Source organism: Streptomyces sp. MMCC 100 (assembly GCF_041538145.2).
Classification (GTDB): Bacteria; Actinomycetota; Actinomycetes; order Streptomycetales; family Streptomycetaceae; genus Streptomyces.
The window spans coordinates 5,994,034-6,008,305 of record NZ_JBGORK020000001.1 but is presented as its reverse complement, the minus strand read 5'-3'; the positions used below and the strand labels follow the sequence as shown (position 1 = coordinate 6,008,305).

Sequence of the window (14,272 nt, the reverse complement as noted above, 5' to 3'; positions counted from 1 at the left end):
CCGGTGTCCAGCGGCCGTCTCAGACGCGGGTCGCCCACGCGTAACGGTGCTCGGGGCGGCCCGCCTCGCCGTACTTGAGTGTCAGTACGGCCCGTCCGGTGCGTTCGAGGAGCTTCAGATAGCGCTGCGCGGTCTGGCGGCTCACCCCGGTCCGTTCGGCGATCTCCTGGGCCGAGAGCGGTCCGTCGGCCTTCAGCAGGCACTGGCGTACCAGTTCGGCGGTGGTGGGGGAGTGCCCCTTGGGCAACCCGGGCTCGGACGGTGCCGACAGGGCGCCGAAGATCCGGTCGACCTCGGGCTGTTCCGCCTCACCGCCCCCGTCGAGCGTGCGGCGCAGCTCGGCGTACGCCTCCAGTTTGGCGCGCAGACCGGCGAAGGCGAACGGTTTCACCAGGTACTGGAGAGCCCCCTGGCGCATCGCCGCCTGCACGGTCGACACGTCCCGAGCGGCGGTCACCATGATCACGTCGGTCTGGAGTCCTCGCCGCCGCATCTCCTGGACGACCTCCAGACCGGTCCGGTCGGGCAGGTAGTGGTCCAGCAGGATCAGGTCCAGGCGGGGCAGCGTCTCCGCAGCGCCCAGCGCCTCCAGCGCGTTGTGCGCCTCGCCGGCGACATGGAAGCCCGGCACCTTCTCGACGTACGCGGCGTTGACGCGCGCGACCCGCGTGTCGTCGTCCACGACCAGGACCTCGATCATCGGGACTCCTTCTCGGCAGCGGTGGTCACAGGGGCGGCGGGAGCGGCTTCCCGGACCGGTTCCGGGCCCGGTTGCGGTTCCGGTTCCGGTTCCGTCAGAGCCTCCGGCAGGACTACGACGAACTCCGCGCCCCCGCCGTACGCCTCTCCGACGGTCGCGCTGCCGCCCTGACGCTCGGCCAGGCGGCGCACCAGCGGGAGCCCGATGCCGCGCTCGCGGTGGGCCGGCGCCTCCTTGGTGGACCAGCCCGTCGTGAAGACCAGCTCACGCTGGTCCGTCGGAATGCCTGGCCCCGTGTCGCGCACCGTGAGCGTGGCGGCGCGCCCCTCGGCACGCAGTTCGACCTCCACGCGCGCGTGCGGTGTCCCCGCGGTGGCGTCGAGGGCGTTGTCGACCAGGTTGCCGACGATCGTGACGAGGCCCCCGGGATCGATCAGGCGGTCCGGCAGCCGCGTCCGGTCCGAGACCCACAGGGCGACTCCGCGTTCGGCCGCGACGGTCGCCTTGCCGACCAGCAGGGCGGCGAGCAGGGGGTCCTGGATCCGCTCGGTGATCTGTTCCGCGGTGACCCGGTGGTCGCCGACCACCTCGCCGACGAACTCCACGGCGTCGTCGTACATCTCCAGTTCCAGCAGTCCCAGCATGGTGTGCATGCGGTTGGCGTGCTCATGGTCCTGCGCGCGCAGCGCGTCGATCAGGCCGCGCGTCGAGTCCAGCTCCCGGCCGAGCTGCTCCAGCTCGGTGCGGTCGCGCAGCGTGGCCACGGCCCCGCCGTCGTCGGTGGGCATCCGGTTGGCGACCAGGACCCGCTGGCCGCGTACCGTCAACAGGTCGGTGCCGGTCACCCGGCCGGCCAGGACGTCGGCCGTGCGCCCCGCGCCGAGCGCCTCGTCGGGGAAGCGGCCGACGGCCTCGCCGCCGATGCCCAGCAGGCGCTGGGCCTCGTCGTTGAGCAGGCGCACCCGGCCGCCGCGGTCGAGGGCGACGACACCCTCCCGGATGCCGTGCAGCATGGCCTCGCGCTCCGCCAGCAGCCCCGCGATGTCCGAGAAGGCCAGGTCCCGGGTCTGCCGCTGTACCCGGCGGGAGATGACCCAGGACGCCAGGGCGCCGACGGCCAGCGCGCCGCCGGCGTACGCGAACAGGCCGGGGATGGCGTGGATCAGCCGCGCCCGGACGCTGTCGTACGCGATGCCCACCGAGACCGCCCCCACGATCTCGCCGTCGCTGTCGCGCAAGGGCACCTTGCCGCGGGCGGAGCGACCCAGCGTGCCGTTGTCGATTTCCATGACCTCGCGTCCGGCCAGCGCCTGCCCGGGGTCGGTGGACACGAGCTCGCCGATCCGCTCCGGGTCGGTGTGGGACCAGCGCACGCCCTTTCGGTCCATCACGACGACGTACTCCGCCTTGGTGGCCGTACGGACCCGCTCCGCCTCCTGCTGCACCGGCCCGTTCGCCGTCGGCCGGGTGGTCCGCAGGTCCCGCACGACCTGCGGCTGCTGCGCGGTGGTCTGCGCGATCGCCAGCGCCCGGCGCATCGCCTGGTCGTCCAGCTGGTCGCCGAGCGGTGCCAGGAACAAACCGGTCGCGAGCACGGCGACGCCCGCGGCGATCGCCACCTGCATCAGCAGCACCTGCGAGAACACCCGCCGCGGCAGGCCCAGGCGCAGTCGGCGTGCGGAGGGAGTGGAGCTCATGGCCACGACGGTACGTGGGGCCGGTGGCCGGCCGTAGTGGGGTGTGGCGCGTATCTCCCGCCGGGCGGATCGCGTGGATCCCCAGTCGGGTCGCCGCTGAGCTGTCGTCCGCTTCCCGGGGGGTCCGCGCGTCAGCTCGCCAGTGCCGCCGCCGGCGCCGACAGCTCGCGCAGTGCGGTGACCTCCATCCGCGCCGGCGAGCCCAGCACCGACGCTCCGCAGCTCTCCGGTCGCGGCGGCACCGACGCCCCCTGTACGACGGTGACCCGCCAGTACCGGCCGTCGGAGTGGGCCAGGGTCACCTCCCAGTGCGGTGCGGCACCGTCCGTCCGTACGACCGTCAGCGCCTGGGCCGTGTCCTCGGTGACGGCCGACCGCAGGGCCAGCTCGGCCGCCTGCCCGGGGCGCTCCCAGGCGGAGTTCCCACGACAGCCCTCCACGACGATCCGGCCCTCCCGCGCGCGGTGCAGGATCTCCTTGACGGCGTGCGCCTGGACCCGGCCGTAGACGTAGCCGTGCGGCAGTACGAGCACGGTCGGCGAGAAGCGGTGGCCCCCCAGGTGGGTGACTTCCCAGACGCCGTCGGCTCCGGAGGTGGCGACCTCGGCCGCCAGCGGCCTGCCGAGGAGCGCGCAGCACCGGTCGCGTTTGCCGTTGGTGCAGACGAGAGCGAGTGGATCGCCCCGGTGGGGACCGCCGTCCAGTACCGAGTCGATGGCGTGGTGATCGCCTCGGCCGAGTGCCGCGAAATCCAGGTCGAGCAGCAGGCGGGGATCCTTGACCGTGGTGCCGTGCAGCCACACGTTCCCCGGCACGGTGTGGGCCGCGTACACCCTGCGCTCGGCGGGCGTGCCCCGGTCCGCGTGGCGCCCGGGGCGGCGGATGAGCGCGACGCGTACGCCCGTCCCCTTCGCCGCCGCGTCGAGGGCACGCCCCAGCGCGGGGTCCAGGTGGCTCGAGGTGAGCGCCTTGGCACCCCAGGGGCCGGGCTGTTCGAGCAGCAACCAGGTCCTCGCCACAGGCGCGGTGCCCGAAAGGGGCTCGTCGAGGTCCCAGGAGACGGTTGAGCACGTACTCACAGAGGTGAGCCTAACCTGACTTGCGCCACGGCGACTTCCAGCCGCGCCTGGACGCTACTCCGGTAGTGGTCGCGGCGGCTTGGGACCGGAATACAGCCCGCTCGGCCGCATCCGCAGGGGGCGCTCCCCGTACTCCTCCAGGGCGTGTGCGATCCAGCCCGCCGTACGGGCCACGGCGAAGATCGTCTCGGCCGCGCTGGGTGCCATGCCGGACGACGCGGTGAGCACGGCGAGCGCCAGGTCGACGTTGGCGTGCAGCGGGGTGTGGCGGGCGGCGGTGGCCTGGATGTCCCTGGCCGCGGCGAGCGCGGGCGCCGCCCGGGGGATGTCCTCAAGGAGCGCGAACAGGGCACGCGCGCGTGGGTCCTCACCGGGATAGAGCCGGTGGCCGAGTCCCGGGACGCGCCGGCCGGCCCGCAGCTCCTCCGCGACCACCGGGGCCGCGCTGCCCAGTTCCAGGACCTCCAGCAGCATCCGGTGGGCGAGTCCTCCGGCGGCGCCGTGCAGCGGTCCCTCGATCACGCCCAGCCCGGCGGACACGGCGGCGTAGGCGTGTGCCCGCGCCGACGCGGCGACGCGCACGGCGAGTGTGGAGGCCGCCAGATCGTGATCGACGAGGAGGCAGAGCGCCGTGTCGAGTGCGCGCAGGGTCGGTTCGTCGGCGTCCTGTCCACTGAGCCGGGTCCACAGTCGGCGGGCGATCGGGTCCCGGTCGTCTCCGTCGCGCAGTACGGGGGGCAGCGCGGCGACGAGGGTGGGGATGAGGATGCGCGCCGTGCCCAGCACCGCGGCCTCGGACAGGTCGAAGCGGAGCGGGTCCGTGACCGCCGCGGCGATCGCCGCCACCCGGAGCCGGTCGGCGGGGCCGGCGTGTTCGGGCAGGGCGTCGACGGCCCTGCGGGCGACGGCCACGGAGGATTCCGGGGCCGGGAAGGCGGCGCCGGGACGCAGCTGCCCGGTCCAGAGCCACTCGGCCACCTCCTCGTAGGTGTGGCGTGCGGCGAGTTCGACCGCGTCGACGCCCCGGTAGTAGTAGCGGTCGCTCTCGATGAGCGTGAGGCGGGTGCGCACGGTCAGCTCCTGACCGGTGGCCGAGGCCGCGGGGGTGCCGCCGTCGCGCCGGTTGCGCCGGGCGAGGGCCCGGACCTCGTCGGCGTCGAAGGTGCTGCCCCGGCCACCGGGTGTGCGTCGGCTGCCGAGCTGGCCGCGGCTGACGTACGCGTACACGGTCTCGGGCTTCACCCCGAGCAGTTCGGCCGCCTCCCGGGTGGTCAGACGCCGCTCGCTGTCGGCGGGGTGGCCCGGCTCTTGATCACGCATGAGGTCACCGTATCCATCGGAAGGGGTTTGTGTTGAGCCGTAAGGCAGATACATTGACTCAATCAATATTGACAGATTATGAGTCAAGTATGGACAGTTGAATCAAGTCTGAGGAGGTAATCATGTCCGTCAACAGAACCGCATCCCCCACAACGCTCGTCGAGGTGCCGCGCGGGCTCGCCGGTGTCGTGGTGGCCGACACCGAGGTCGGCGACGTGCGAGGGCTCGAGGGCTTCTACCACTACCGGCAGTACTCGGCCGTCGAGCTCGCGCAGAGCCGCTGCTTCGAGGACGTCTGGCATCTCCTGGTCCACGGAGAACTCCCCGACGCGCGCCGCGGCGCCGCCTTCGCCGCCGAGACGGCGGCGCTGAGGCGGCTGCCCGACACGGTGCGCGCGGCACTGCCCGCCATCGCCGCGGCCGGCGGGCGCTCCGGCCCGCTCGCCGGGATGCGCACGGGCCTGTCCCTGCTGGGCGCGGCGCTGGACTTCCGACCGGTGTACGACCTCTCGGCCGACCAGCGCCGGCAGGACACCCTGGTAGCTGCCGCGGCCGTGCCGACGCTGCTCACCGCGCTGCACCGGTTGGGGCGGGGGCTCGAGCCGGTGGAGCCGCGCGAGGACCTGTCGTACGCCGCGAACTACCTCTACATGGTGACCGGTGAGGAGCCGGACGAGGCACGCACGCGTGCGGTCGAGCAGTACTTGATCTCCACCATTGATCACGGGTTCAACGCGTCGACGTTCACCGCGCGGGTCATCGCGTCGACGGGTGCGGATGTCGCGGCCTGCCTGGCCGGTGCGGTGTCGGCGCTGTCCGGCCCGCTGCACGGCGGTGCGCCCAGCCGGGCGCTGGACACCCTGGACGCGATCGGCACGCCCGACCGTATCGACGGGTGGATCCGCGAGCGGGTGCTCGCCGGTGACCGCATCATGGGTTTCGGCCACGCGGTCTACCGCACGGAGGATCCGCGCTCCCGGATGCTGCGAGAGGTGGCACAGCGGTTCGGCGGCCCGCGCGTGGAGTTCGCCGTCGAGGTGGAACGGCAGGTCGAGGCGATCCTCGCGGAGCTGAAGCCGGGGCGTGAACTGCACACCAACGTCGAGTTCTACGCGGGCGTGGTCATGGAACTGTGCGGTCTGCCCCGCGAGATGTTCACGCCCACGTTCGCGGCGGCTCGGGTGGTGGGCTGGAGCGCCAACATCCTGGAACAGGCGCGTGACTCGAAGATCATCCGGCCGGTGGCACGGTATGTGGGACCGGGAGCGCCGGTCGGCGTGCCGGCGGTGGCCTGAGGAACACGAGCGGCCCGGTGCCGTTCGGGCGCCAGGCCTGGTCGGGGGAGCGTCGAGCAAGGACGGGGTGCCGGGTTGCTCGCCGGTGGTGGGTCCGTGCGCGGTCGGCGGTGGGTACGGCCGATGGGCACGGGTGACGTCAGGCGTCGGGGATGTCGGCCTTGGCCCGGACGAGGGTCTCCCGGCTGATGACCACGATGCGTTCGTAGTCGGCCCGGGCGGCGTCGGCGGGCAGCTCGCGCTCCAGCGCCTCGGTGGCCTCGGTGCCGATGACGGCGAAGTTGCCGTCGCTCAGTTCGAACAGGTCGGGGCAGGTGGACCCCGAGTTACTGCCCCGGGCGCTGGGAGGCACACCGATGCGGCGCACGATCTTCAAAGGTACCGGTCCTTAGGAGTCTCCAGAGTGATGGCGAGCACACGCTACTGGTGTTCATGAGTTACACGTGACGAGATGGCCGAAACTCACTCCGTCGTGTCGCCGGTTCCGGGCCCATTGACCTGCTCGGCCGAGCCTGCGGCAGGCGCCGTCAGTCCGTCGGCGGGGTCCCCACGACCCACCATTCGTCGGTGTCGGCTTCGTCGAGGTCCTGGACGAGGCCGTCGACCATGCGGCCCAGCCGGGCCTCCTCGGACGCCTCGTTGAGGGAGGCGCGCATGTGCTCGGACGCGTCCCAGTACTCCCGGAAGACGGGGCTCTGGAAGAACTCGCGCAGGATCCGGTACAGCTCCTCCCGGTCCAGCAGGCCCGCTCGGTGGCAGTGGTACAGGTAGGTGTACCAGGCGTTGGCATAGAGGAACTGACGGCGCCGCGCGGCCGGGATGCTCTTGTCGTACGTGTCGATGACCTCGGCCAGCGAAGGGTCGTCGATCGCCCTGGTCAGCAACTCCCAGTGCATGCGCTGCTGGTGCCGCAGCGCTTCGCGCCGGATCGCCGACTCCTCCAGTCGCAGCTGCCGCTCGTTCAGACGGGCCCTGTCCAGTCGCCGCTGCCGCGCGGCCGCCAGCATCCCGGCCGCGGCGGAGCCGAACCTCCCCGTGACGCTTTTCCGTGTGACCATGTCAACCCCCGAATCAGGCGACCGCCCGCCGGTCGTCGAGTGCGGGTCGGCTGACGGGGACCGGCGAGCGATGGGTGGTGCTGCCGCCTCCAGGGTGCCGAGCGGCGTTGATCGACGGGGAGGCGGAGAGGCGGCGCACGGAGGGAAGCGAGGGTCGCACGGTCCGGCGCCATGCAAAACGTCTGCCCACCAAGTGCTGCTAACAATCGTTCACTCCGCGGGTACTCCGCCGGCTCGTATCCTGAGCAGGCAATTCCGTACGTGCACGTACGCCTCGCCACGGGCCGGCGTACGCGTGGGTGAGAGAGAGGTCGCACGGTGGGGCAGCGCCCGACTCCGCAGCAGATCCCGGTCGTCGTACTCGCCGGATTTCTCGGCTCCGGAAAAACCACCCTCCTCAACCACCTCCTCCACCGCAGCGGAGGCAGCCGTATCGGCGCCATCGTCAACGACTTCGGCTCGATCGAGATCGACGCGATGGCCGTCGCCGGCGCCCTCGGCGACTCCACCGTGTCGCTCGGCAACGGATGCCTTTGCTGTGCCGTCGACGCGAGTGAACTCGACGGGTATCTGGAGCGGCTCGCCCGGCCCGAAGCCGGCATCGACGTCATCGTCATCGAGGCCAGTGGCCTCGCCGAGCCGCAGGAACTGGTGCGCATGCTGCTCGCCAGCGAGCAACCGGGGGTCGTCTACGGCGGGCTCGTCGAGGTCGTCGACGCCGCCGAGTTCGACGACACCCGCGCCAAGCACCCCGAGATCGACCGGCACCTGGCCCTCGCCGACCTGATCGTGGTCAACAAGACCGACCGGGCACGGGACGCCGAGCGCGTGCTCGCACTCGTGCACTCGCTCGGCGACGGCGCCGCCGTCGTGCCCGCGACCTACGGCCGTATCGACCCCGAGTTCCTCTACGACTGCCGGCCCGGCGAGGAGCGCGTGGGGCAGTTGTCCTTCGACGACCTGCACGACCACTCCGAGGGCGGCGCACACGCCGGGCACCTGCACGCCGCCTACGACACCCTGTCGTTCGACTCCGACGTGCCGCTCGACCCGCGCCGGCTCATGCGCTTCCTCGACAGCCGACCCGAGGGCCTCTACCGGATCAAGGGGTACGTCGACTTCGGCCCCTACGACACGCGGAACCGGTATGCCGTCCACGCCGTGGGACGCTTCCTGCGCTTCTACCCGGAGCCCTGGACGTCCGCCGACGCCGCCGACCCCTCCGGTGCGGCCGACGTCCGCCGCTCCCAACTCGTCCTCATCGGCACCGGCATCGACACGGCGGCCCTCGGCGAGGAACTCGACGCGTGCCGCCGGGACGCCGACGCCCCATCCGCCGACGAGCACGGCATGTGGGGCGTCCTGCGCTACGTACCCGACGGCGAGGACCCCGACGGCGAAGCCCTCGGCATCGAGGGCTCCTAGGCCGGGCCCGCCACCACCGACACCGTCTTGGGCAGCGACACGCCCGAGCCGTCGCGGCGCGGGTCGATGTCCGGGAGCTGGGCCGGTGTGCCGTTCTTCTGGGCGGCGAGCGCCGGGGTGGCACCCGCCCAGGCGAAGGCCAGGCAGTCCTCGCCCTTCAGGAACCGCTGGCAGCGCACACCGCCCGTGGCGCGGCCCTTGCGCGGATACTGGTCGAACGGCGTCAGCTTGGCCGTGGTCTGCACGGAGTCGTCCAGCGTGCCGCGCGATCCGGCCACCGTGAAGACCACCGCCTCCGCCGCCGGATCCACCGCCGTGAAGGAGATGACCTTGGCGCCGTCGGCGAGCTTGACGCCCGCCACACCCCCCGCGGGACGGCCCTGCGGGCGGACCTGCGAGGCCTGGTAGCGCAGGAGCTGCGCGTCGTCCGTGATGAAGACCAGGTCCTCGTCACCGGTGCGCAACTCGACCCCGCCGACGATGCGGTCGCCGTCCTTGAGGGTGATGACCTCCAACTCGTCCTTGTTGGACGGGTAGTCGGGCACCACACGCTTGACGACGCCCTGTTCCGTGCCGAGCGCCAGCCCCGGCGAGGACTCGTCCAGCGTGGTCAGGCAGACGACGTCCTCGTCGTCCTCCAGGGACACGAACTCGGCCAGCGGCGCGCCGCCCGCGAGGTTCGGCGCCGGCATGGCCTCCGGGAGCTGGGGCAGGTCCACGACGTTCACCCGCAGCAGCCGCCCGGCGGACGTCACCACGCCCACCTCGCCGCGCGCCGTGGCCGGCACCGCCGAGACGATCAGGTCGTGCTTGACCCGCTTGGCCCCCGCCTCCGTGACGAGAGGCTCGTCGTTCGCGGTGCGGGCCAGCAGGCCCGTCGACGACAGCAGCACCCGGCACGGGTCGTCCGCCACCTGGAGCGGCACGGCGGCGACCGGGGCGCCGCCCGACTCCAGCAGCGTCGTACGGCGGTCGGTGCCGAACTTCTTCGCCACCGCTGCCAGTTCGGCCGAGACCAGCTTGCGCAGCTCCGCGTCCGAGTCGAGGATCCGGGTCAGCTCCTCGATCTCCGCGTTCAGCCGCTCCTTCTCGGACTCCAGCTCGATGCGGTCGTACTTGGTGAGCCGGCGCAGCGGCGTGTCCAGGATGTACTGCGTCTGGACGTCGCTCAGCGAGAAGCGCTCCATCAGCCGCTGCTTGGCCTGCGCGGAGTTCTCGCTGGAGCGGATGAGACGGATGACCTCGTCGATGTCGACCAGAGCGGTGAGCAGGCCCTCCACCAGGTGCAGCCGGTCGCGCTTCTTGCCCCGGCGGAACTCGCTGCGGCGCCTGACGACGGTGAAGCGGTGGTCGAGATAGACCTCCAGCAGCTCCTTGAGGCCCAGGGTGAGGGGCTGACCGTCCACCAGGGCGACGTTGTTGATGCCGAAGGACTCCTCCATGGCGGTCAGCTTGTAGAGCTGCTCCAGGACCGCCTCGGGCACGAAGCCGTTCTTGATCTCGATGACCAGGCGCAGTCCGTGCGCGCGGTCGGTGAGGTCCTTGACGTCCGCGATGCCCTGGAGCTTCTTCGAACCGACCAGGTCCTTGATCTTCGAGATGACCTTCTCCGGGCCGACCGCGAAGGGCAGCTCGGTGACGACGAGGCCCTTGCGGCGGGCCGTCACCGTCTCCACGGCCACCGTCGCGCGGATCTTGAAGGTGCCGCGTCCCGTCTCGTACGCGTCCCGGATGCCGGGCAGGCCGACGATCCGGCCGCCGGTGGGCAGGTCGGGGCCCGGAACGTGCTTCATCAGCGCGTCCAGATCGGCGTTCGGATACCGGATCAGGTGCCGGGCCGCCGCGATCACCTCGCGCAGGTTGTGCGGCGGCATGTTGGTGGCCATGCCGACCGCGATGCCCGAGGCGCCGTTGACCAGCAGGTTCGGGAAGGCGGCGGGCAGCGCCACCGGCTCCTGCTCCTGGCCGTCGTAGTTGGGCGCGAAGTCGACGGTGTCCTCGTCGATGGACTCCGTCATCAGGCCGGCGGCCTCGGCCATCTTGCACTCGGTGTACCGCATGGCGGCCGGCGGGTCGTCATTGCCCAGCGAGCCGAAGTTGCCGTGGCCGTCCACCAGGGGCACGCGCATCGAGAACGACTGGGCCATGCGCACCAGGGCGTCGTAGATCGACGCGTCGCCGTGCGGGTGCAGCTTGCCCATGACCTCGCCGACGACACGGGCGCACTTCACGTAGCTGCGCTCGGGCCGCAGGCCCATCTCGTTCATCTGGTACACGATGCGGCGGTGCACCGGCTTGAGGCCGTCGCGGGCGTCCGGCAGCGCACGGGAGTAGATGACCGAGTACGCGTACTCGAGGAAGGAGCCCTGCATCTCGTCGACGACGTCGATGTCGAGGATCTTCTCCTCGTACGAGTCGTCGGGCGGCGGGGTCTTCGTACTACGGCGGGCCATCGCTGCCGGCTCCTTGCTGAAGCGTGAACGGTGATCTGACGCCGTCCATTGTGGACTGCGGCACTGACAGCGACCGACCAGGACCCGTCACGGGCTGCCCGGCCCGGCGCTGCCCGCAGAGTACGCCCTCGTCCCGGGCCGCCGTCCCCGGCGGCCCGCCGACCGCGTTCTCGCTCTCGGCGTACGAGGGCCGGGAACTCCACCGGTGGCCCGCACGCTTGCATACAGTGGCAGGATCGGTGGAATTCCGCAGTTCCGCCCAATGATTCACCACGTGGTTCACCAAGTGCCTCACCCGGTGATTCCACCAAGGATTCCGCGATCGAAGGGACGTACATGCCCATGGGTCACACGGCCACAGCCCAGGCAGGCTCCGGCGGCCTGACAGCGACCGAGCACCGTCTGGCCAACGGCCTGCGCGTGGTGCTCTCCGAGGACCACCTGACCCCGGTCGCGGCGGTGTGCCTCTGGTACGACGTCGGCTCGCGCCACGAGGTCAAGGGGCGCACCGGCCTGGCTCACCTTTTCGAGCACCTCATGTTCCAGGGCTCCGCCCAGGTCAAGGGCAACGGCCACTTCGAGCTGGTACAGGGCGCCGGCGGCTCGCTCAACGGCACCACCAGCTTCGAGCGGACCAACTACTTCGAGACCATGCCCGCCCACCAGCTGGAGCTCGCCCTCTGGCTGGAGGCCGACCGCATGGGCTCCCTGCTGGCCGCCCTGGACGAGGAGTCCATGGAGAACCAGCGGGACGTCGTCAAGAACGAACGCCGCCAGCGCTACGACAACGTCCCCTACGGCACGGCCTTCGAGAAGCTGACCGCCCTCGCCTACCCGGAGGGCCACCCCTACCACCACACGCCGATCGGCTCGATGGCCGACCTGGACGCGGCGACGCTGGAGGACGCGCGCGCGTTCTTCCGCACCTACTACGCGCCGAACAACGCGGTGCTGTCGGTCGTCGGCGACATCGATCCCGAGCAGACGCTCGCCTGGATCGAGAAGTACTTCGGCTCCATCGCCTCGCACGACGGCAAGCAGCCTCCCCGGGACGGTTCGCTGCCCGACGTCATGGGCGGGCAGCTGCGCGAGATCCTCGAGGAGGAGGTCCCGGCCCGCGCCCTCATGGCGGCCTACCGCCTGCCGGAGGACGGCACGCGCGCGTGCGACGCGGCCGACCTGGCCCTGACCGTCCTGGGCGGCGGCGAGTCGTCCCGCCTCTACAACCGGCTCGTCCGCCGCGACCGCACGGCCGTCGCCGCCGGGTTCGGCCTGCTGCGGCTCGCCGGGGCGCCCTCCCTGGGGTGGCTGGACGTGAAGACGTCCGGCGACGTCGAGGTGCCGGTCATCGAGTCCGCCGTCGACGAGGAACTGGCCCGGTTCGCAGAGGAGGGCCCCACGGCCGAGGAGATGGAGCGCGCCCAGGCCCAGCTCGAGCGCGAGTGGCTGGACCGTCTGGGCACGGTCGCGGGCCGCGCCGACGAACTGTGCCGGTACGCCGTGCTGTTCGGCGACCCGCAGCTCGCCCTGACCGCCGTGCAGCGGGTGCTCGAGGTGACCGCGGAGGAGGTCCAGGAGGTCGCCAAGGCCCGCCTGCGCCCCGACAACCGCGCGGTGCTCGTCTACGAGCCCACCGCCCCCGCCGACGAGAACGACGCCGACACGAACGACGCCGACACGAACGACGCCACCGACGAGAACGAGGAGGCGGCCAAGTGACCGAGCTCGCCACCATGGAATTCCACGCGCAGCCGCAGGCCGGCGAGCCCAAGCCGTGGGCGTTCCCCGCCCCGGAGCGCGGCAGCCTCGGCAACGGCCTCACCGTGCTGCGCTGCCACCGCCCCGGCCAGCAGGTCGTCGCCGTCGAGGTCCTCCTCGACGCCCCCCTGGACGCCGAGCCGACCGGTCTCGACGGCGTCGCCACCATCATGGCGCGCGCCTTCTCCGAGGGCACCGACAAGCACTCCGCCGAGGATTTCGCCGCCGAGCTGGAGCGCTGCGGCGCCACGCTGGACGCGCACGCCGACCACCCCGGCGTCCGGCTGAGCCTCGAGGTGCCCGCCTCGCGCCTGGCCAAGGCCCTCGGTCTGGTCGCCGACGCGCTCAGGGCGCCCGCCTTCGCGGACAGCGAGGTCGAACGGCTGGTGCGCAACCGGCTCGACGAGATCCCGCACGAGCTGGCCAACCCCTCCCGCCGGGCCGCCAAGGAACTCTCCAAGGAGCTGTTCCCGGCCGACTCGCGCATGTCGCGCCCGCGCCAGGGCTCCGAGGAGACCGTCGCGAGCATCGACTCCGCGGCCGTACGCGCCTTCTACGAGCGGCACGTCCGTCCCGCCACGGCCACCGCCGTGGTCGTCGGCGACCTCACCGGCGTCGACCTCGACGCGCTGCTCGGCGACACCCTGGGCGCGTGGACCGGCTCGCCCGCCGAGCCGCGCCCCGTACCCCCGGTGACCGCCGACGACCGGGGCCGGGTCGTCATCGTCGACCGTCCCGGCGCCGTCCAGACGCAGCTGCTGATCGGCCGCACCGGCGCCGACCGGCACGACCGCGTGTGGCCCGCGCAGGTGCTCGGCACCTACTGCCTCGGCGGCACCCTCACCTCGCGCCTGGACCGCGTCCTGCGCGAGGAGAAGGGCTACACCTACGGCGTACGGGCGTTCGGGCAGGTCCTGCGTTCCGCGCCGGACGGAACGGGCGCCGCGATGCTCGCCATCAGCGGCTCCGTCGACACCCCGAACACCGGTCCCGCCCTCGAGGACCTGTGGACGGTGCTGCGCAAGCTCGCCGCGGAGGGGCTCACCGACGCCGAGCGTGACGTGGCCGTGCAGAATCTGGTGGGCGTGGCGCCGCTCAAGTACGAGACGGCGGCGGCCGTGGCGAGCACCCTGGCCGACCAGGTCGAGCAGCACCTGTCCGACGACTTCCAGGCGACGCTCTACCGCCAACTCGCGGCCACGGGCACCGTGGAGGCCACGGCGGCGGTCGTGAACGCCTTCCCGGTGGACCGCCTCGTGACGGTCCTCGTCGGCGACGCGGCGCAGATCAAGGAGCCCGTCGAGGCCCTCGGCATCGGTGAAGTCACCGTGGTGGCGGCCGAGTAGCGGCACGCGCGCGCGAAGGCCCTGGTGACCGGAGTGTCACCAGGGCCGCCGTATGTCCGGATTGGGGGAGTGACTGCCCGTCTGCCCTGTGGCGTGCGCTACAAAAACCCTGTTGCGTTTGAGGATTGAAGACAGCCCCGT

General features: G+C 71.9%; 11 protein-coding genes. 4 read left to right on the top strand and 7 right to left on the bottom strand.

The genetic code is table 11. The annotated features are described in order from the left end of the window. Positions 1-19: 19 nt before the first annotated feature. The 4 genes from ABS735_RS27775 to ABS735_RS27760 all read right to left on the bottom strand — a co-directional run bounded on the left by ABS735_RS27775 (position 20) and on the right by ABS735_RS27760 (position 4,796). A complete protein-coding gene (locus tag ABS735_RS27775) occupies positions 20-700 on the bottom strand; it encodes a response regulator (RefSeq protein ID WP_373903519.1) in 681 nt (226 codons plus the stop codon). Beyond that, positions 697-2,397: an ATP-binding protein gene (locus ABS735_RS27770; protein WP_373903520.1), complete on the bottom strand. Its 1,701-nt coding sequence runs from the start codon at positions 2,395-2,397 to the stop codon at positions 697-699. The genes ABS735_RS27775 and ABS735_RS27770 overlap by 4 nt, the downstream gene beginning before the upstream one ends. A gap of 131 nt (positions 2,398-2,528) precedes the next feature. Further along, positions 2,529-3,476 (bottom strand): sucrase ferredoxin, encoded by a 948-nt coding sequence (locus ABS735_RS27765; RefSeq protein WP_373903521.1) that lies wholly within the window; start codon positions 3,474-3,476, stop codon positions 2,529-2,531. A 54-nt stretch (positions 3,477-3,530) separates the two neighbouring features. Then, the gene (locus tag ABS735_RS27760) at positions 3,531-4,796 is read right to left on the bottom strand and encodes a citrate/2-methylcitrate synthase (protein WP_373903522.1); all 1,266 of its coding nucleotides are present in this window, start codon (positions 4,794-4,796) and stop codon (positions 3,531-3,533) included. 122 nt (positions 4,797-4,918) lie between these two features. Between ABS735_RS27760 and ABS735_RS27755 the strand changes: the two genes are divergently transcribed. Next, positions 4,919-6,091 carry a citrate synthase/methylcitrate synthase gene (locus ABS735_RS27755; RefSeq protein ID WP_373903523.1) on the top strand — a complete coding sequence of 391 codons (1,173 nt, stop codon included), beginning with the start codon at positions 4,919-4,921 and terminating at the stop codon, positions 6,089-6,091. 139 nt (positions 6,092-6,230) lie between these two features. On the opposite strand, the gene ABS735_RS27750 is transcribed toward ABS735_RS27755, so the two are convergent. Both ABS735_RS27750 and ABS735_RS27745 read right to left on the bottom strand, forming a co-directional pair. Continuing rightward, positions 6,231-6,467 (bottom strand): hypothetical protein, encoded by a 237-nt coding sequence (locus ABS735_RS27750; protein ID WP_373903524.1) that lies wholly within the window; start codon positions 6,465-6,467, stop codon positions 6,231-6,233. Between the two features lie 151 nt (positions 6,468-6,618). Then, positions 6,619-7,149: a DUF6082 family protein gene (locus tag ABS735_RS27745; protein ID WP_373903525.1), complete on the bottom strand. Its 531-nt coding sequence runs from the start codon at positions 7,147-7,149 to the stop codon at positions 6,619-6,621. Between the two features lie 318 nt (positions 7,150-7,467). Between ABS735_RS27745 and ABS735_RS27740 the strand changes: the two genes are divergently transcribed. Continuing rightward, positions 7,468-8,574 (top strand): CobW family GTP-binding protein, encoded by a 1,107-nt coding sequence (locus tag ABS735_RS27740; protein WP_373903526.1) that lies wholly within the window; start codon positions 7,468-7,470, stop codon positions 8,572-8,574. On the opposite strand, the gene ABS735_RS27735 is transcribed toward ABS735_RS27740, so the two are convergent. Further along, on the bottom strand, positions 8,571-11,027 hold the full coding sequence (locus tag ABS735_RS27735) for a DNA gyrase/topoisomerase IV subunit A (protein ID WP_373903527.1): 2,457 nt from the start codon (positions 11,025-11,027) through the stop codon (positions 8,571-8,573). The genes ABS735_RS27740 and ABS735_RS27735 overlap by 4 nt on opposite strands. 336 nt (positions 11,028-11,363) lie before the next feature. On the opposite strand from ABS735_RS27735, the gene ABS735_RS27730 reads away from it, so the two are divergent. Beyond that, a complete protein-coding gene (locus tag ABS735_RS27730; protein ID WP_373903528.1) occupies positions 11,364-12,746 on the top strand; it encodes a M16 family metallopeptidase in 1,383 nt (460 codons plus the stop codon). Further along, positions 12,743-14,131, top strand: a complete 1,389-nt coding sequence (locus ABS735_RS27725; protein ID WP_373903529.1) for a M16 family metallopeptidase — start codon at positions 12,743-12,745, stop codon at positions 14,129-14,131. The genes ABS735_RS27730 and ABS735_RS27725 overlap by 4 nt, the downstream gene beginning before the upstream one ends. The last annotated feature ends 141 nt before the right edge of the window (positions 14,132-14,272 follow it).